Origin of the sequence: Paucibacter hankyongi (assembly GCF_037482915.1) — a bacterium.
GTDB classification, from domain to species: domain Bacteria; phylum Pseudomonadota; class Gammaproteobacteria; order Burkholderiales; family Burkholderiaceae_C; genus Paucibacter_A; species Paucibacter_A hankyongi.
Genome location: NZ_JBBHJX010000004.1, coordinates 144,693 through 163,682, shown reverse-complemented (window position 1 = coordinate 163,682; position 18,990 = coordinate 144,693). Strand labels below are relative to the sequence as shown.

Sequence of the window (18,990 nt, the reverse complement as noted above, 5' to 3'; positions counted from 1 at the left end):
CGGCGCATGAGTCTTGTCGACGTGTTGATTCTTGCGGGCTTGGCCCTCGTGCTCGTGGCCCTGAGCCTGATCTTGCTGCGCCAGCGTGCTGCGGCTGGCGGGGAGGAGTCGGAAGCGCTGCTTGCGCAGCTGCGCCAGGCGAATGAGCGGCTCGAGCGCGAATTGCGCGATGAGATGAGCCGCAGCGCGGCGACCACCCGGCAGGAGTTGCAGCAAAGCCTGGCGCGCTTTCAGCAAGCGCTGGGGCAGGGCTTGCAAAGCAATAACCAATCGCAAACCTTGCAGGCGCTGGCCGCCCGTGAGGCGCAGGACGCCGCCGCGCAGCGCCAAACCCAGGCCTTGAGTGAGAGCCTGAAGGCCCTGGCCCAAACGGTGGAGCAGCGCCTGGGGCTGATTCAGCAGGGCAATGAGGCCAAGCTGGAACAAATGCGCGCCACCGTCGACGAGAAGCTGCACGCCACGCTGGAGCAGCGCTTGGGTGAGAGTTTCAAGCAGGTGGCCGAGCGGCTCGAGCAAGTGCACAAAGGCCTGGGCGAGATGCAAGGGCTGGCGCGGGATGTCGGCTCGCTCAGCCGGGTGCTGACGAATGTGAAGACCCGCGGCGTTTTTGGTGAGGTGCAATTGCTGGGCCTGTTGGAGCAGGTCTTCACGGCCGAGCAATTCGCCGCCAATGTGGCCACCATTCCCGGCAGCGCCGAGCGGGTGGAGTTCGCCATCAAGCTGCCGGGCCAGCGCAGTGATGGGGCGGCGCTGTGGTTGCCCATCGATGCCAAATTCCCGCGAGAGGACTATGAACGTCTGCTGGACGCCCAGGAGCGCGCCGATGCGCCGGCCGCGGAAAGCGCCGCCAAAGCCATCGAGGCCCGCTTGCGTTTAGAGGCTCGCTCGATCCGCGAAAAATACGTGGCCCCGCCGCACACCACCGATTTCGGCATTCTGTTCCTGCCCACCGAAGGCCTTTACGCCGAGGCGCTGCGCCGGCCGGGCTTGCTGGAAGCCTTGCAGCGTGAGCACAAGGTCATGCTGGTCGGCCCGACCACTTTGTTGGCCACGCTGACCAGCTTGCAGATGGGTTTTCGGACGCTGGCCCTGGAAAAGCGCTCGGCCGAGGTCTGGGAGGTGTTGGGCGCGGTCAAAACCGAGTTTGGCAAATTTGGCGAGGTCTTGGCCAAGACGAAGAAAAAACTCGATGAAGCGAGTGCCTCGATCGACGCCGCCGAGACCCGCACCCGCGTGATGGCGCGCAAACTGAAGGGCGTGGAGGCGCTGCCCGAACCGGCCGCGCAAGGCCTGCTGGCGCTGGGGAACGGTGCGGAGAATGAGGATATCGACCCCGCCGCAAAAGATGTTGGGGGCGAGGCTTGACTGAGCCGGCTGCGGCCGACGCCGTGGGCCGCAGCGGCGCCGCCAGCCCGGCCCAGTTGCGGCGAGCCTTCCCTTTCTTGATCGCCACCACGGTGTCGGTGCATGCCTGCATGTCGGTGACGCGGGTGTCGGCCAGTCTTTGGGTGTTGCGCGAAGGTTATGGGGAGTGGACGGTCGGCGTCTTGTTAAGCCTGTTCGCGATAGCGCCAATGTTGATGGCCATGTGGGCGGGCCGATTGGCGGACCGGCACGGCATGCATCGACCGGTCGGCATCGCGGTGCTGATGGGACTGTTCGGCGCGCTGGTGGCCCTGGCGGGCCAGGGCTTGTGGAGCATCGGCCTGAGTTGTTTGTTGTCGGGTGGTGCGCTCAGTGTGGCGGCGGTGGCGGTGCAGCGTGAGGCCGGCATGATGGCCGCGGAGCCGTCCGAGTTGAAACGCATTTTCGGCTGGCTGGCGCTTGGCCCGGCCTTGTCCAATGCGCTGGCGCCCTTGGCGGCGGGTGTCCTGATCGACCACATCGGTTTTCGTGCCGCCTTTGGCCTGGCGGTCGCCTTGCCCCTGCTGGCCTGGGCTTGCGCGCAGCAGATCCCTCGCCATCGGCCGCGGCAACAAAGTGCCGCCGCCCGTGCGCGCCCCGCCTGGGATCTGCTGAAGAGCCCGGCGCTGCGCCATTTGCTGCTGCTGAACGTGGTGCTGGCCGCGGCTTGGGACGCGCACAGCTTTGTCGTGCCGGTGGTCGGCCATGCCAAGGGCCTGAGCGCGTCTGCGGTGGGCTTGGTGTTGGCTTCGTTTGCGGTGGCCGCCACGGTGGTGCGGCTGGCCATCATCCGCTGGGCCGAGCGCCTGGACGAGTTGACGGCCTTGCGGGCAGCGATGTGGCTGGCGACCCTGGTCCTGCTGATCTACACCTATCTGCCCGGCACGGCGGGCTTGATGCTGGGCTCTGCCTTGCTGGGCCTGGCCTTGGGCGCGGTACAGCCGATGGTGATGGCGATGCTGCATCAGGTCACGCCGGCAGATCGCCACGGCCAAGCGCTCGGTATTCGCATGACGGCCACCAATGGCGCCACGGTGGCCATGCCGGTGAGCTTCGGCCTGTTGGCGAGCGCCTCCTCGCTGGCCGCGCCGCTGTGGCTGATGGCGGGGCTGTTGTTCTTGTCGCAAGCGTCGGCGCGCGCACTCGGACGCTCCAGGGCGGAGGGCGCTGGGGCGGAGGCCCCGCCTCTGTCTTAGGTGCTTGCCTCTGTGCCCGAACATGGCACAGTGAGGGCGGTTTTCGGCTGCGCCGTCGGCGCGGACCCGGACCAGCCTCGAAGGAGATGCCGTGGCAGCAGGAATTTTCATCAGTTACCGACGCGACGACTCGCGCCATGTGGCCGGTCGTCTGGCTGAAGATTTGGCGCAGTCTTTCGGGGCCGACAGCATTTTTCGGGACATCGAAGGCATCAGCCTGGGGCTCGACTTCACCCAGTCGCTCGACAGCGCCCTGGCGTCTTGTTCGGTGATGCTTGTCTTGATCGGCCCGAACTGGCTGACGATCCAAAACGCCAAGGGTCAGCGGCGTCTGGATCAGCCGGACGATTGGATCCGGCAAGAGATCGCCACCGCCTTGCGCCGCGATGTGCGGGTGGTGCCGGTGTTGATCGAGGGCACGAGCCTGCCCGAAGCGAGCGATCTGCCCGAAGACCTGAGGCCCTTGGTGCGACGCCAATGCATGGACTTGGCGGATGCGCGCTGGCGTGGCGATCTGCAGCGCCTGGTCGAAACCTTGGCGCGCGTGCCAGGTTTGAAGTTGAAGGGTGCTGAGGAAAAAAGCGCCACGCCGCCGCTGAAGGCCGAACCGCCCAAAGGGAGCCGCAAGCAGTTGTGGCTGGGCATCGGCTTGGGGGTGTTTGGGCTCATCGTGCTGAGCCTGCTGGTGGAGGGCAACAAGCCGACCGCGGAGTCCTCGCCGCAAGGCGGCACGCAGGCCGAGGCGCAGACGCAGCCCTCGACTCAACCGGAGCGGACCGCTCAGTCCCAGGTGCCGGTCGCCCCCGCGGCCCCTTCGATTCCAAATTTGGCCGGCATGTGGCGCACACTCAGTGGCGAGATCTATCAGTTGCAGCAAAGTGGCCGCCAGATCCAGCTGAGTGCCGAAGTCAACGGCCAGACCGTGGGTGGTGGCCGCGGCGAACTTGACGGCACCCTCTTGCGTGTGGCCATGACCTTCCAGGTCGTGGGCCAAGGCCCCTTGTCGGCCAATTGCAATATGCAACTCGCCGCCGACCATGCCAGCATGGTGGGGCAGTGCTTGGGCCCGAATGGCCCATTTGCCGCGCAATTGTTTCGTTAGCGGTGAGACTGGGCTCGTTGCTTACAACAGCCAATTCTCGTCGCCGCATGGGGCGCTTGATAAATCCGCGAAAATCGCGGATCTCTGACATCACTTCAAAAGAAGAAAGCCCCCGCCATGAGCGAAGTAGCAAGCACCGCAGACCGCCCCGCCATCCCGGATCGCCTCTCCATCGATCCGCGCAGCCCCTTCCATGACACCGCGGTGTTCGAGCATGAAATCGGTATCCGCTTCAATGAAGTGGAGCGTTTTGATGTGGCCGAATATTGCATCAGCGAAGGCTGGGTCAAGGTCCCCGCCGGCAAGGCCAAGGACCGCAAGGGCAACCCGATGATGCTCAAGCTCAAGGGCCGGGTGGAGGCCTTCTACCGCTGATTTTTTGCTGAGTTAGCTCAGCGCGGCTGCGCCATCCGCAGCCGCCGCGCGGCGTCCTCGTCGCGCGCATCGTCGATCTCGCGCATCACACCCCGCAGGTCCACCGGCCGCGCCTTGTGCACAAAGCGGCCGGTCAGGGGGGCCTCTGGCGTCAACGCGCCGCGCTCAAACAGCGCCCAGATTTCATGGCCGTAGTCGCTCTGCAGCAAGTCAGGAGCGAATTGGCCGAAGAAGTTGCGCAGGTTCTCCACATCGCGCAGCAGCATCCGTTTGGCGTGGTTGTTGCCCGCCGCGTCCACCGCCTGGGGCAGGTCAATGATGACCGGCCCGTCGGCGGCCAAGAGGATGTTGAACTCCGACAAGTCGCCGTGCACGATGCCGGCGCACAGCATGCGCACCACCTCGCGCACCAGGGTGGCGTGGTGTTGGCGTGCGGTTTCGGGCTTGAACTGCACATTGTTCAGGCGCGGCGCGGCCGTGCCATCGGCGTCCACCACCAACTCCATCAAGAGCACGCCCTCGAAGAAGTTGAAAGGCTTGGGCACCCGCACGCCAGCCGCCGCTAGGCGGTAGAGCGCATCGACTTCGGCGCTCTGCCAGGCTTCTTCTTGCTTTTCGCGGCCGAACTTGCTGCCCTTGGCCATCGCGCGGGCCTCGCGGCTGTTCTTGACCTTGCGGTTCTCGGTGTAGTCCACCGCCTGCCGGAAGCTGCGCTGAGTAGCTTCTTTGTAGACCTTGGCGCAGCGGGTCTCAAGGCCGGACTGAACCACAAAGACTTGCGCCTCTTTGCCGCTCATCAGCTGGCGGGAAACGGCGTCGATCAAGCCTTCTTCAAGCAGGGATTGCAGGCGTTTGGGTGTTTTCATAGCGCCGCTATTGTCGGCGCAAGCTTGAAGAAAAAAGTGTCCGCTGCAAAGGCCAGTTAAAGAAGGCCTCAAAATGCCCGCCATGCAGGCCTGTGTGTGCTGCGCTCGATTTCGTTCCTGGAGCTTGCATCGCTATGTTGCGTCGTCCTTTTCGTCTTTCTTGCCTGAGCGTGTTGTTGGCTTTGGCCTTGGGTTCCGTCCAAGCCAAACCGGTTGAGCCCAAAGAGCGTGGCCCGGTGGCCGCCGCCAAACTGGCTCCCGCGGCGGCGCAGCCTGCGCCAGCGCAGTGGGTGCGCGAACTTGGTGGCATCGAGGAATACCGCTTGGCCAATGGCCTGCAGATCCTGCTTTTCCTCGATGAGGCACAGAGCACGACCACGGTGAATATCACCTACCGGGTCGGCAGCCGGCACGAGTCGCAGGGCGAATACGGCATGGCCCATTTGTTGGAGCATCTGGTCTTCAAGGGCACGCCCAGCAACCGGGACATTCCCGGTTCGTTTGCCGCCAAGGGCATTCGATACAACGGCACCACCACCACTGACAGAACCAATTACTTCAGCAGCTTCAACGCCAGCCCCGAAACCTTGGATTTCGCGCTGGCGCTGGAGGCTGACCGTATGGTCAACAGCTTCATCGCCAAGTCCGATCTGGACAAGGAAATGAGCGTGGTGCGCAATGAGTTTGAGCGCGGCGAGAACGAGCCGTTTCAGGTTTTGTTCAAGCGCGTTCAGTCGGTGGCCTATGACTGGCACCCCTATGGCAACGCCACCATCGGTCCCAAGAGCGATATCGAGAACGTGCCGATCGAGCGGCTGCAGGCTTTTTACAAACGCTACTACCGCCCCGACAACGCCACCTTGCTGGTGGCCGGCCGCTTTGACAAGGCGGCCACGCTGGCTTTGATTGCCCGTCACTACGGCGGCTTGAAGAACCCTTCCGAGGCATTGCCGCAGACCTACACGCAAGAGCCGGCGCAGGACGGCGAGCGGACCGTGGTGGTGCGGCGCGTGGGCGGTCAACCGGCGCTGCTGGCTCACTACCATGTGCCGGCGATTGCGCATGCCGATTCGGCGCCGCTGCTGGTGCTGAGCCTGCTGATGTCGATGCCGCCAAGTGGCCAGTTGTACAAGGAGCTGGTCGAGACCAAGATCGCCTTGCATGCTGGCTTGGGCGGGCTCGGCGGTCAGTCGCCGGGCGGCATCACGGCCTTGGCCATTCCTCCGGCGCAGGCCGATGCCGACAAGGTCGAGAAGCTGTTGCTGGACCTGGTCGAGGGGCGCGCCGGCAAGCCTTTTGAGGAGGCCGAGTTGCAGCGCGTACGCGATGTGGCCCTGAACTCCTACCGGGAGCAGATGAAAAACCCGGAAGGGCTGATTCAGCAGATTTCCAATTTGCTCGGTGCCGGTGATTGGCGCTTGTTGTTCCAGTTGATGGAGGATCTGCCGCGCGTCACCCTGGCCGATGTCGAGCGGGTGCGCAAGGCTTATCTGCAGCCGGCCAACCGCACCCTGGGCCGCTATGTGCCGGCCGAAGCGGTGACGCGTGTTGAGGTCCCGGCGACTCCGGCACTCGATGAACGCCTGGCCAGCTTGAAAGGGCCGCCCAAGGTCGAGGAAGGCGAGCGCTTCGACCCGACGCCGCAACTCTTGCAAGAGCGCACTGTGCGCAAAACTCTGCCCAGCGGCATCGCCTTGCAGACCCTGAACAAGCGCACCCGCGGCAATGCGGTGCAGTTGCAGATGCAGCTGCGTTGGGGTGAGCGAGACGCCACTTTTGCGCGCCGTGGCACCGGCTGGGTCGGCGAATTGATGATGGAGGGCAGCACCAGCCTGAGCAAGCAGGCCTTGCAAGATGCCTTGATCCGACTGAAGGCCGGCTTGTCCATCGCCAGCGGCGACCAAGGTGCGACGCTGCATATTCAAGCCGAGCGGGACAGTTTGCTGGAGGTGTTGAAGCTCGCGGCAACGCTGATGCAGCAGCCGCTGTTGCCGGAGGAGGCCTTTCAGCGCGACAAGCAGGCCAAGCTTTCCGGCCTGCAGTCCTCTCGGCAGGATCTGGGCGTCTTGATGAGCGAGGCCACCCGCGCGCACACCAACAAGGCCCGCGGTCTCAGCCTGGGTCAGCCGGACTATGTGATGAGTTTGGATGAGCGCCTGGCGCATCTGCAGTCGGTTCAATTGGCGGATGTGCGCAGCTTCTATGCCGACTACTGGTCAGCCAATGAAGCGCAGGTCGCGGTGGTGGGCGCGCTGCCTGAGGGCTTGGACGCGGCGCTGGAGACCTTGTTCGGCTCCTGGAAGAAGCCCGCCGCGCCGCGTTTCAAGCGCCAGCTGCAAGACTTTGTCGCCGTGCCCGCGGCGCGTTTTGATGTCGTCGCCAAGGACAAGGCGAATGCCGTGTTGGCGATGGCGCAGTCCTTCAAGCTCAGCGAGGCCGATGCCGACTTTGTGCCCTTGATGCTGGCCACCCATGTGTTCGGCGGTGGCGGCATGGAGAGCCGCTTGTCGACCCGTGTGCGTCAACAAGCCGGACTGAGCTATGGGGTCGGCGCGCAGTTGTCGGTGCCCTATTGGGGTGATGATGCCGGCCTGTCGATCGGTGGCAGCTTTGCGCCACAGAACCGCGAGGCGGTGCTGGCCCTGGTGCAAGACGAGTTGCTTAGGATGGAGGAGGGCGGCATCAGCGAAGCCGAATTGGTCCGCGCCAAGAAGGACATTGCCGAGACCCGGCTGCAGTCTCGCGCCAGCGAGGCGCAGTTGGCCGGCACGCTCAATCTGCTTGCCGACCGGAGCAAAGACTGGACCTATGTCGCCGGTCGCGACGCCGCCATTCAGGCCGCCACGCTGGCGCAGGTCAATGCCGCGTGGAAGCGCCATGTGCGGCGCGATGGTTTTGTCATTTCGGCAGCCGGGGACTTCAAAGACAAGCCCTGATGCGGCTCAGATGAGGGCACAAAAAAACCGGCCTTGGCCGGTTTTTCTTTGGGTCGGTCGCTTCGCTCAGTGCTCAGCTCATGCCCTGGTGCCGCAGCAGCGCATCGATTTGCGGCTCGCGGCCGCGGAAGGCCTTGAAGCTCTCAATCGCCGGGCGTGAGCCGCCCACTTCCAGCACGTTTTGCAAATAACGCTGGCCGGTGGCGGCATTGAACACGCCTTCCACCTCGAAGGCGCTCCAGGCATCGGCGCTCAGCAGCTCGGCCCATTTGTAGCTGTAGTAGCCGGCCGAGTAGCCGCCCGCAAAGATGTGCGAGAAGCTGTGCTGGCTGCGGTTGAAGACTGGGGAGGGGATCACCGCCACTTCCGCCCGCACCTCGTCCAGCAGGGCTTGCACTGCGGCTTCCGAGCCCGGCTCGGCATGCAAGCGCATATCGAACAGGGCGAACTCGATCTGACGCAAGGTCTGCAGGCCGCTTTGGAAGTTCTTGGCGGCGGTCATCTTGTCGAACAGCTCGCGCGGCAGTGCTTCGCCGCTGTCCACATGGGCGGTGAGTTGCTGCAGCACCTCCCATTCCCAGCAGAAGTTCTCCATGAACTGACTCGGTAGTTCGACGGCATCCCATTCCACGCCCGAGATGCCGGAGACGCCCAGCTCGTCCACCTGGGTCAGCAGATGGTGCAGACCGTGGCCGAACTCATGGAAGAGCGTGGTCACGTCGTCATGGCTCAGCAGCGCTGGCTTGTCTCCCACGGGTGAAGAGAAGTTGCAGACCAGCTGAGCCACCGGCGTTTGTTGTGCACCTTCGGGTCGGGCCCAGCGGCTGCGCACCTCGTCCATCCAGGCGCCGGGGCGCTTGCCGGGGCGGGCATAGAGGTCCAGGTAGAACTGGCCGACCAGCTTGCCGCCACGTTCCAAACGGTAGAACTTGACGGACTCGTGCCAGACCTCGGCCGCTTGCTCGCTGATCTTGACGTTGAAGAGGCGCTCGATGATGTCGAACAAACCAGCCAGCACGCGCGGCACAGTGAAGTACTGGCGCACCGCTTGGTCGCTGAAGGCGTAGCGGGCTTCTTTGAGCTTCTCGGAGGCGTAGGCGTTGTCCCAGACCTGCAGGTCGCTCAGGCCCAACTCCTTGGCGGCGAACTCGCGCAGCTCGGCCAGGTCTTTCTCGGCGAAGGGGCGTGCGCGGCGGTTCAGGTCGCGCAAGAACTCCAGCACCTGAGCCGGCGAGTCGGCCATTTTGGGCACCAGCGAAGCTTCGGCGTAATTGGCAAAGCCCAGGATGGCCGCCTCTTCTTGGCGCAGCTTCAAGAGCTCTTCGATGATGGCCGTGTTGTCCTGCTCCGGCTTGCCGGCCAAGTCGCTAGCGCGGGTTACATAGGCGGTGTAGAGCCGCTCGCGCAGGGCGCGGTCTTCGCCGTACTGCATCACCGGCAAGTAGCTGGGGAAGTGCAGCGTGAGTTTGTAGCCTTCGTCTTTGCCATCGGCCTGGGCGGCGCTGCGAGCGGCCTGCTTGGCGTCGTCCGGCACGCCGCTCATCTCAGCCTCGCTGGCGTAGTAGGCGAAGCCATCGGTGGCGTCCAAGACATGTTCAGAGAACTGCTGGCCCAGCTCGGCGGCGCGCTCCTGGATGGCGGCAAAGCGTTCCTTGGCCTCGCCCTGCAACTCGGCACCCGAGAGCACAAAGTCGCGCAGCCAGTTCTTCAAGGCTTGTTGGCGCGCCGGGCTCAGGCTGGCGGCACTCGGTGCCGAGGCAATCGCCTTGTACTTGGCGTAGAGCTTCTCGTCGGCACCCAAGGCGGTGAAGAACTCGGTGACCGGCGGCAGCATGGCGTTGTAAGCCTCGCGCAGCTCGGGCGTATTGGCCACGGCATTCAAGTGGCCGACAGAGCCCCAGGCAGCGCCGAAGCGTTCGGTGGCCACGCCCAGGGTGGCGGACAAATAGTCGTAGTCGGCCGGTGTGGCCGGGTCCGTCGCCTCAGCCAAAGCGGCACGAGACTCTTCCAGCAAGGCCTCAATGGCCGGCTGAATATGCTCGGGGCGAATTTGTGCAAAAGCCGGCAGGGCGGCGGTGCTGAGCAAGGGGTTCATAGTGCTTCTCCAGGCCTCTCGGGCTCGGCCTCTTGAGGGAAGGCGCGCAGCGCCTTCGGGGGTTTAAAGGCTGGCAGCAGCGCGCTCGGCCGACTCGATGGTGTTGACCAGCAGCATGGTGATGGTCATCGGGCCCACGCCGCCAGGCACCGGGGTGATCCAGCCGGCCACGTTTTTCACGCCGTCAAAGTCCACATCGCCGCAGAGCTTGCCTTCCTCATTGCGGTTGATGCCCACGTCGATGACCACGGCGCCGGGCTTGACCATCTCTGCGGTCAAGACATTGCGGCGGCCCACAGCGGCCACCACCACATCGGCTTGACGGGTGTGATAGCCGATGTCCGGCGTGCCGCTGTGGCAAATCGTGACGGTCGCATTGGCCTGCAACAGCAGCAAGGCCATGGGCTTGCCGACGGTGTTGGAACGGCCGATCACCACTGCATGCTTGCCGCGCAAGTCGTAGCCGGTGCTTTCGATTAGCTTCATGCAGCCATAAGGGGTGCAGGGACGAAAGCCCGGCAACTGGGTCATCAACTCGCCGGCACTCAGCGTTGAGTAGCCATCCACATCCTTGGCGGTGGCGATTGCTTCGATGACCTTGTGCGGATCGATGTGCTTGGGCAGCGGCATTTGAACCAAGATGCCGTGGATGCTCGGGTCTTTGTTCAATGCGTCGATGCGGGCCAGCAGTTCGGCCTCGCTCATGGTGGCTTCGTACTTCTCCAGCACCGAGTGCAGACCGGCATCGCCGCAGGCCTTGACCTTGTTGCGCACATAGACATGGCTGGCCGGGTCTTCGCCCACCAAGATGACGGCCAGACCGGGCTTCATGCCTTTGGCGGTGAGGGCGGCGGCGCGCTGGGCCACTTCGGCGCGCAGTTGTTGAGACAAGGCGACGCCATCAATCAGTTTTGCTGTCATGTCAAAGGACTCCAAGGGTCAGGTTTAAGCCTTGCGGCGTAGGCTCATATCGCACTGCGATGTGATGCCGGAGCCACAAGGCGACGCCGTCAATCAGTTTTGCAGTCATGTCAGTGAACGCTAGGTACAGGCTAGGGAGGGATTCTAGAAACGCAAAAGGCCGCTGAGCGATCAGCGGCCTTGTTCAAGCGCGCAAAAATGCGGCTCGGAGGTGGATCAGTGTGTACTCTATGGCGAAGGCTCAGGCCTTGGCGGGCGCCGAAGCGCCCAGGGCAATCTTCAACAGGTCGGCCACGGTGTTGGCGTTCAGCTTTTCCATGATGTTGGCGCGGTGCGCTTCCACGGTCTTGATGCTGATGCCCAGGTCGTCGGCGATCTGCTTGTTCAAGCGACCGGCGACGATGCGCTCCAGCACTTGCGATTCGCGCGTGGTCAGGCGCTGCAGCAAGGCGTCGCGGCTGGCGGCTTCTTGGTGGGTGGAGAAGGCGTTGCGGGCTTGGTCCAGCATGCGCTCGACCAGGGACACCAACTCGTCTTCCTTGAAGGGCTTTTCGATGAAGTCCATCGCGCCCTTCTTCATCGTGTTGACAGCCATCGGCACGTCGCCGTGACCGGTGATGAAGACCACGGGCAGCGGGCTCTTGCGTTCCAGCAGGCGGTCTTGCAACTCCAGGCCGCTCATGCCTTCCATGCGGATGTCGGCAATCAGGCAGGCGACTTCACGGGGGTCGTAACGGCTCAGGAAAGATTCGGCGGAATCAAAGCACTTGACCCGGTAGTCCTTGCCCTCCAGCAGCCATTGCAAGGAATCACGCACGGCCTCGTCATCATCGACAACGTAGACATTACCCTTCTTCGGAATCAGACTCATGGTGTCGCAGTTTGGTTTACAGCAGGCCCGGAGGCCGTATTGTTTTGGATTGTCAGACCGGGCGTCTCGGTTCGGGAGATATCTACTGGGATGCTGAAGGCGAACCTACAGCCCACAATAGCCGTCCCATTGTATAAGTTCTCGGCCCTGATTCGACCCTGATGGGACTCCACAATAGACCGGCATAACCCTAAGCCGATGCCCATGCCATCGGCCTTGGTGGAGAAGAAGGCTTCGTACATGCGGGCGATCACTTCTTCCGGCATGCCGGGACCCATATCGGTGACCGAGAAGTCGATGTGGCCGCCCAACTCCGGCGTGTGTTTGGGCACAACGCGCAACTCAATATGCCGACGCGAAGCCGGCAGGCCGGCGTTGTCGATGGCCTCCGCCGCGTTCTTCAGCAGATTCATCAAGACCTGTTCGATCAGGATCGGATCTACCAGCAACTGTGGAAGCCGCTGGGCCACATAGGTGTGGATGGCCACATTGCGGCGCCGCAGCTCGATGCCGGCCAACTCGACTGCGTCCTCCACGATGTCGCTGGCCTGCGCCGCTTCGCGCTTCGGTTCGCTGCGCTTCACGAAGTTGCGGATGCGGTGAATGATCTGGCCGGCGCGCTGCGCTTGCTTGGCGGTTTTTTCTAGCGCGGCGAGCAGATCGTCTTTCTGGATGGCGTCATTGCGCACCCGCGAGACCATGCCGTTGCAGTAGTTGGTGATGGCGGTGAGCGGCTGGTTCAGCTCATGCGCCACGCTGGAGGCCATCTCGCCCATGGTCATCAAGCGGCTGGTCATCTGCGCACGCTCGGCCTGCAAGGCGGCCTGCGCCTCGGCATGGCGGCGGGTCGTGATGTCGGTGGCGATCAGCATTTGCGCCAGGCGGCCATCGGTCCACTGCAGATAGCGGGCGCGCACGTCGAACCACATCTCCAGCGACTCCACATAGACCTCGCGCGGGTCGGAGCCCGACTCGGTCAAGGCCTGCGTGGGCAGGCCTGAGTAGTCGTCGACGTCTTCTTCCACCTCGGTCTCGGCGCTGCGCGCCAGCTGGCTGCCGGACAGCAGTGCGTGCCCGGCTGGATCGGCGCCGAACCAAAGCCGGTAGCTGCGGTTAGCGAACAGCAGCTCGCCTTGCTGCACCGACAGCACCGACACGGCAGCATCCAGGCCTTCCAGCACCGTGGTGAAGCGCTCATGCGAGGCCGAGAGTTGGTCGCGCACCCGCTTGGCCTCGGTAATGTTGGTCATCGAGGTCATCCAGCCGGTCTGCTTGCCCTTGGTGTCCACCAGCGGCGAGATGTAGACGCGGCCATCAAAGGTGGTGCCGTCCTTGCGCAGGATCTTCACCTCCACGCCGCCGGCCGGGCTGCGGCCCTGCAGTTCCTGTTGCAGCAAACGGGCGTTCTCCTCGATGCGGTCCGGTGGCCAGAAGGGGAAGGGCGGCTTGCGGCCGATCATCTCGGCCTCGGAGAATCCGGTCATGGCACAAAACGCTGGGTTGACGTAGGAGATGCGCGACTCCATGTCCATGGCCCGCATGCCGGTCAGCATCGAGTTTTCCATCGCGCGCCGGAAGTTGGTCTCCGAGGTCAGCGCGGTCTGAATCTGCAGGCGGCGGCGCATGTGCTTCCAGGTGCCTAGGAGCATCCAAACCGTCAGCGTCGACAGCGACACCACCATCCAGAACAAGGTGTTGCTGATCAAGCCGATCGAGGTACGGTAACCCTCGCCGCGCAAAACCAGGCCGTTCATCGCTGGCGCAACCGGGACCTCATAAAAGATCGAGGCCCGCTTGGTCTTGCGACCCGGCATTTGGGTGACCGTGCTGGCCAGCACCTGATCGTTTGGGTTCACGATCGCCACCACATGGCGCGCCGTCACCTCGGAGCGCACGTAATAGCGCAACAAGGCCTCGACCGAGTATTCCGCGATCAAGACGCCGGAGAAGCCGGTGCGGTCGATCAGCGGTACCTGCACCTGGAATACGGTGGCCGAGTTGTAATCGTTGAAGGCCGACGAGTAGGTGGGTTGGCGGCGCTCCTTGGCGGCCAGAAAGGCCAGCTCGGGCGGGCTCGACTGATTGGCGATCGGCATCGACGGGTCGTTGCCGTCGGTTTGCATCAAGGCTTCGTCTTGAAAGCCTGCGCCGCTGATGCTGGCGCGGGTCTCGCGGCGGTTGTTGATCCAGCTGATATGGGTGATCTCGGGCCGTTCGCGCGCGAAGCTCTTGGCCTGGGCGCTGAACTCATGCGTGTCGACCGCGCGCGTGACGATCTCGCGCGCAATCCGCATCAGCTGCTCCTGGTTCTCGATCAGGCGCAGGCGGATCTGTTGCTGGGCGATCTCGGTGTCGCGCTTGACCGCTTCGTCTTCGCGCTCGTTCTCTTCGTTCCGCAGGTACCAGAAGGCCAGGATGATGGCGGTCAAGAACAAGAGCACCGAGATCAGCGGGCCCAACGTGGCAAAGCGATCCTGACGGGCCGGTGATTGGCGGCGCCACCAGCCGGTGGCCAGGCGCTGGGTGGGCAGGAGCAGACGCCGCAAGGCGTTTTTGAGATCGAAAGCATTCGGCATGGGCTTGATTATCCGGGTGTCCGCGCCAAGCCCGGCTCAAGTCCAATTTTGATAAATTTCACAATACAAAATGATCTCGCACAATTTGAGAGTGCGCAAAACTTGTGAGACACTCGCGCAAACGCATTTCGACGTGAACCTCTAAACCATTGGGGTGGTGCTGCTCGCAAATTCTTGGGTGGCCTGCCTGATTCAACTCAATTGGAGACAAGCAAGATGTCCGCACAGCCTCAGTCCTTTCTAGGCGCCGCCGCCAATGACACCGACGCCTTGGAGACCAAGGAATGGCTGGACGCGCTGTCCGCCGTCATCGGCGAGGAGGGCGGTGAGCGTGCGCATTTCTTGCTCAACCAACTGATCGACCATGCGCGCCAGGCCGGCATCGACGTGCCCTTCTCGGCCACCACGCCCTATGTGAACACCATTCCTGCCGACCAGGAAGCGCGCTGCTTGGGCAATATCGAGATCGAAAAGCGTTTGCGCGCCTATATGCGCTGGAACGCCATGGCCATGGTCGTGCGCGCCAACCGTCTGAACCCGGCCGATGGCGGCGACCTGGGCGGCCACATCGGCTCCTTCGCCTCGCTGGCCTCGATGCTGGGCGCTGGCTTCAATCATTTCTGGCACGCCGAGAGCGAGAACCACGGCGGCGACCTGCTCTACATCCAGGGCCACAGCGCCCCCGGTGTCTACGCTCGCGCCTTCCTGGAAGGCCGCCTGAGCGAAGAGCAGCTCGACAGCTTCCGCCAGGAAGTGGATGGCAAGGGCTTGTCCAGCTATCCGCACCCCAAGCTGATGCCCGAGTTCTGGCAGTTCCCGACCGTGTCGATGGGCCTCGGCCCCTTGATGGCGATCTACCAGGCGCGCTTCCTGAAGTATCTGCATGCCCGTGGCATTGCCGACACCGCCAACCGCAAGGTCTGGGCCTTTATGGGCGATGGCGAGATGGACGAGCCGGAATCGCTGGGCGCCATCGGTCTGGCCGCTCGCGAAGGCCTGAACAATCTGGTCTTCGTCATCAACTGCAATCTGCAGCGCCTGGACGGCCCGGTGCGCGGCAACGGCAAGATCATCCAGGAGCTCGAAGGTGAGTTCCGCGGCAGCGGCTGGAAGGTCATCAAGCTGATCTGGGGCAAGGGCTGGGACGAGTTGCTGGCGCGCGACAAGAGCGGCAAGCTCAAGCAGTTGATGATGGAAACCGTCGACGGTGACTACCAGGCCATGAAGGCCAATGACGGCGCCTATGTGCGCAAGCATTTCTTCGGCAAGTACCCCGAGACCGCCAAGCTGGTTGAGCACATGAGCGACGAAGAGATCTTTGATCTGCGTCGCGGTGGCCACCAGCCCGAGAAGGTCTTCGCGGCCTTCCATGCGGCGCATAACAACGAATCTAAGCAGCCCACCTTGCTGCTGGTCAAGACCGTCAAGGGCTATGGCATGGGCAAGGCCGGTGAGGGCAAGAACACCGTCCACCAGACCAAGAAGCTGACCGACGAAGACATCAAGTACATCCGCGATCGTTTCGGCATCCCCATCCCCGACAGCGAGTTACCCAAGCTGCCTTACTACAAGCCGGCCGACGACACGCCCGAAATGCGCTATCTGCACGAGCGCCGCCAGGCCCTGGGTGGCTATCTGCCGCAGCGCCGCGTCAAGGCCGAAGAGAGCTTCACCGTGCCTGCGCTGGAGACTTTCAAGGCTGTGCTGGAGCCCACCGCCGAAGGCCGTGAAATCTCCACCACCCAAGCCTATGTGCGCTTCCTGACCCAGTTGCTGCGCGACAAGGATCTGGGTCCGCGCGTCGTGCCCATCCTGGTCGACGAGGCCCGCACCTTCGGTATGGAAGGCCTGTTCCGCCAGATCGGCATCTACAACCCCGCAGGTCAGAACTACACCCCTGTCGACAAAGACCAGGTGATGTACTACCGCGAGGCCAAGGACGGTCAGATCCTGCAAGAGGGCATCAACGAAGCCGGCGGCATGGCCAGTTGGATCGCTGCGGCAACGTCGTACTCGACGAACAACCGCGTGATGATCCCGTTCTACGTCTACTACTCGATGTTCGGCTTCCAGCGCATTGGCGACTTGGCTTGGGCAGCCGGCGATATGCAAGCGCGCGGCTTCTTGCTGGGAGGTACCTCGGGCCGCACCACGCTGAACGGCGAAGGCCTGCAGCACGAAGACGGCCACAGCCACATCCTGGCCGGCACCATCCCGAACTGCATCTCCTATGACCCGAGCTTCGCGCACGAAGTGGCGGTGATCCTGCACAGCGGCCTGAAGCGCATGGTCGAAAACCAGGAGAACGTGTACTTCTACATCACGCTGCTGAACGAGAACTACGCGATGCCAGGCCTCAAGACCGGCACCGAAGAGCAGATCTTGAAGGGCATGTACCTGCTCGACGAAGCCGCTGGCGATAAGAAGCTGACGGTCAATCTGCTCGGCTCCGGCACCATCCTGCGCGAAAGCCAGGCCGCCAAGGCCTTGCTGGAAGCCGACTGGGGCGTGGGCGCTCATGTCTGGAGCTGCCCAAGTTTCAATGAACTGGCCCGCGAAGGCCAGGACGTGGAGCGTTGGAACCTCTTGCACCCCAGCGACGAGCAGCGCAGCAGCTTCGTGGGCCAGCAACTGAGCCAGACCACCGGCCCGGTGATTGCCTCGACCGACTATATGAAGAACTACGCCGAACAGATCCGCGCCTTTGTGCCGGCCGGCCGTTCTTACAAGGTCTTGGGTACCGATGGTTTCGGCCGTTCGGACTTCCGCAGCAAGCTGCGCGAGCACTTCGAGATCAACCGCCACTACATCGTCGTGGCCGCCCTGAACTCGCTGGCCGATGAAGGCAAGTTGCCCAAGGCCACCGTGGCGGAAGCCATTGCCAAGTACGGCATCAAGGCCGATAAGATCAACCCGCTGTACGCCTAAGCGCGTCAAACTTTGGCGTTACGGAGCTAGAAACATGGCATTGGTAGAAGTCAAGGTTCCCGATATTGGGGACGTCAAGGATGTGGCCGTCATCGAGTTGATGGTCAAGGTGGGTGACACCGTCGCGGTGGAGCAAAGCCTGATCACCGTCGAGAGCGACAAGGCCTCGATGGAGATCCCCAGCTCGGCGGCCGGCGTGGTCAAGGAGATCAAGATCGCCATCGGCGACAAGGTCAATGAAGGCAGCTTGATCTTGCTGGTGGAAGCCGCTGGCGAGGCGGCTGTTGCTGCCCCTGCAGCCGCGCCCGCCGCTGCTCCTGCGGCCGCCGCACCCGTGGCCGCTGCAGCTCCCGCAGCGAGCGCGCTGGTCGAGGTCTTCGTGCCCGATATCGGCGACTTCGAGTCTGTGTCGGTGATCGAGGTCTTCGTCAAGGTGGGTGACAGCATCAAGGTCGAGCAAAGCCTGATCACGGTGGAGAGCGACAAGGCTTCGATGGAGATCCCGTCCTCGCATGCCGGCGTCATCAAGGAATTGAAGGTCAAGCTGGGCGACAAGGTCGCCAAGGGCTCGTTGCTGGCCGTGGTGGAGTCCAAGTCGGCTGCTGCCGTGGCTGCACCGGCACCGGTGGCCGCAGCTGCGCCTGCCGTGGCTGCCAGCGCGCCTGTCGCCGCCGCAGCAGCAGCACCTGCACCCGTTGCAGTCGCCGCAGCGCCCGCCGCCGTCGTGCCCGCGCATGACCCGACCGCGCTGAAGACCAAGCTGCCGCACGCCTCGCCGAGCATCCGCAAGATGGCGCGTGAGTTGGGCGTGCCGCTGGAAGAGGTCAAGGGCAGTGGCCCCCATGGCCGCATCCAAGACATCGACCTGCAGGGCTTTGTGAAGTCGGTGATGGCCGGCGCCGTGCAGACGCTGGCGCAAAAGGCTGCCGCACCTGCCGCTGCCTCGACCAGCGGCGGCGCTTTGCCTGGCTTGCTGCCTTGGCCCAAGGTCGACTTCGAGAAGTTCGGTGCCATCGAGCGCAAGGACATGTCTCGCATCAAGAAAATCAGCGGCGCCAATCTGCACCGCAACTGGGTGGTCATCCCGCATGTGACCAACCACGACGATGCCGACATCACCGAACTCGAAGCCTTCCGCGTTCAAACGAACAAGGAAAACGAGAAGAACCCGGCAGCCGTCAAGGTCACCATGCTGGCCTTCATGATCAAGGCCGCCGTGGCGGCTTTGAAGAAGTTCCCCGAGTTCAATGCCTCGCTGGAAGGCGAGGGCGATGCTCAGAAGTTGGTGCTGAAGAAGTACTACAACATTGGCTTCGCGGCAGATACGCCCAATGGCCTGGTGGTGCCGGTGATCAAGGATGCCGACAAGAAGGGCATCTTCGAGATCAGCGCCGAAATGGGCGAGCTGGCCAAGAAGGCCCGCGACGGCAAGTTGGGCCCGGCCGAGATGAGCGGTGGCTGCTTCACCATCTCTTCGCTGGGTGGCATCGGTGGCCGCTACTTCACCCCCATCATCAATGCGCCCGAAGTGGCCATCATGGGCGTGTGCAAGAGCCAGATCGAGCCCAAGTGGGATGGCAAGGCCTTCCAGCCGCGTCTGATGTTGCCGCTCAGCTTGAGCTGGGACCACCGCGTCATCGACGGTGCCGCAGCCGCGCGCTTCAACGTCTATTTCGCATCGCTGCTGGCGGACTTCCGCCGCATCGTGCTCTGATCGGGA

The 18,990-nt window shown here is 63.4% G+C and carries 12 protein-coding genes; 7 read left to right on the top strand and 5 right to left on the bottom strand.

Going from position 1 to position 18,990, the window contains the following annotated elements:
• Positions 1 to 6 precede the first annotated feature (6 nt).
• From WG899_RS08960 to WG899_RS08945, 4 genes are all read left to right on the top strand, one after another.
• The gene (locus WG899_RS08960; RefSeq protein WP_339595288.1) at positions 7 to 1,365 is read left to right on the top strand and encodes a DNA recombination protein RmuC; all 1,359 of its coding nucleotides are present in this window, start codon (positions 7 to 9) and stop codon (positions 1,363 to 1,365) included.
• Positions 1,362 to 2,600 (top strand): MFS transporter, encoded by a 1,239-nt coding sequence (locus WG899_RS08955; protein WP_339595287.1) that lies wholly within the window; start codon positions 1,362 to 1,364, stop codon positions 2,598 to 2,600. Before WG899_RS08960 ends, WG899_RS08955 begins: the two co-directional genes overlap by 4 nt.
• Positions 2,601 to 2,691: 91 nt before the next feature.
• Positions 2,692 to 3,702, top strand: coding sequence for a toll/interleukin-1 receptor domain-containing protein (locus WG899_RS08950; protein ID WP_339595286.1), 1,011 nt, complete (start codon positions 2,692 to 2,694; stop codon positions 3,700 to 3,702).
• A 117-nt stretch (positions 3,703 to 3,819) separates the two neighbouring features.
• Positions 3,820 to 4,077 carry a DUF3297 family protein gene (locus WG899_RS08945; protein WP_339595285.1) on the top strand — a complete coding sequence of 86 codons (258 nt, stop codon included), beginning with the start codon at positions 3,820 to 3,822 and terminating at the stop codon, positions 4,075 to 4,077.
• A 17-nt stretch (positions 4,078 to 4,094) separates the two neighbouring features.
• Here the strand turns inward: WG899_RS08945 and WG899_RS08940 are convergent, their stop codons facing one another.
• Positions 4,095 to 4,943, bottom strand: coding sequence for a PA4780 family RIO1-like protein kinase (locus WG899_RS08940; RefSeq protein ID WP_339595284.1), 849 nt, complete (start codon positions 4,941 to 4,943; stop codon positions 4,095 to 4,097).
• A gap of 134 nt (positions 4,944 to 5,077) precedes the next feature.
• Between WG899_RS08940 and WG899_RS08935 the strand changes: the two genes are divergently transcribed.
• Positions 5,078 to 7,879 carry a M16 family metallopeptidase gene (locus WG899_RS08935; protein WP_339595283.1) on the top strand — a complete coding sequence of 934 codons (2,802 nt, stop codon included), beginning with the start codon at positions 5,078 to 5,080 and terminating at the stop codon, positions 7,877 to 7,879.
• 73 nt (positions 7,880 to 7,952) lie between these two features.
• On the opposite strand, the gene WG899_RS08930 is transcribed toward WG899_RS08935, so the two are convergent.
• The 4 genes from WG899_RS08930 to WG899_RS08915 form a co-directional block, all read right to left on the bottom strand.
• Complete coding sequence (locus tag WG899_RS08930) at positions 7,953 to 9,974, bottom strand: M3 family metallopeptidase (protein ID WP_339595282.1); 2,022 nt, start codon at positions 9,972 to 9,974, stop codon at positions 7,953 to 7,955.
• A 63-nt stretch (positions 9,975 to 10,037) separates the two neighbouring features.
• Complete coding sequence (folD, locus tag WG899_RS08925) at positions 10,038 to 10,895, bottom strand: bifunctional methylenetetrahydrofolate dehydrogenase/methenyltetrahydrofolate cyclohydrolase FolD (RefSeq protein ID WP_339595281.1); 858 nt, start codon at positions 10,893 to 10,895, stop codon at positions 10,038 to 10,040.
• Positions 10,896 to 11,136: 241 nt separating this feature from the next.
• Positions 11,137 to 11,766 (bottom strand): response regulator transcription factor, encoded by a 630-nt coding sequence (locus tag WG899_RS08920; RefSeq protein WP_339595280.1) that lies wholly within the window; start codon positions 11,764 to 11,766, stop codon positions 11,137 to 11,139.
• Positions 11,763 to 14,342 (bottom strand): PAS domain-containing sensor histidine kinase, encoded by a 2,580-nt coding sequence (locus WG899_RS08915; protein ID WP_339595279.1) that lies wholly within the window; start codon positions 14,340 to 14,342, stop codon positions 11,763 to 11,765. Before WG899_RS08915 ends, WG899_RS08920 begins: the two co-directional genes overlap by 4 nt.
• Positions 14,343 to 14,558: 216 nt before the next feature.
• On the opposite strand from WG899_RS08915, the gene aceE reads away from it, so the two are divergent.
• The gene (aceE, locus tag WG899_RS08910; RefSeq protein ID WP_339595278.1) at positions 14,559 to 17,270 is read left to right on the top strand and encodes a pyruvate dehydrogenase (acetyl-transferring), homodimeric type; all 2,712 of its coding nucleotides are present in this window, start codon (positions 14,559 to 14,561) and stop codon (positions 17,268 to 17,270) included.
• Positions 17,271 to 17,304: 34 nt separating this feature from the next.
• Entirely contained in the window at positions 17,305 to 18,984 is a 1,680-nt protein-coding gene (gene aceF, locus WG899_RS08905; protein ID WP_339595277.1) for a dihydrolipoyllysine-residue acetyltransferase, read from the top strand.
• Positions 18,985 to 18,990: the final 6 nt, after the last annotated feature.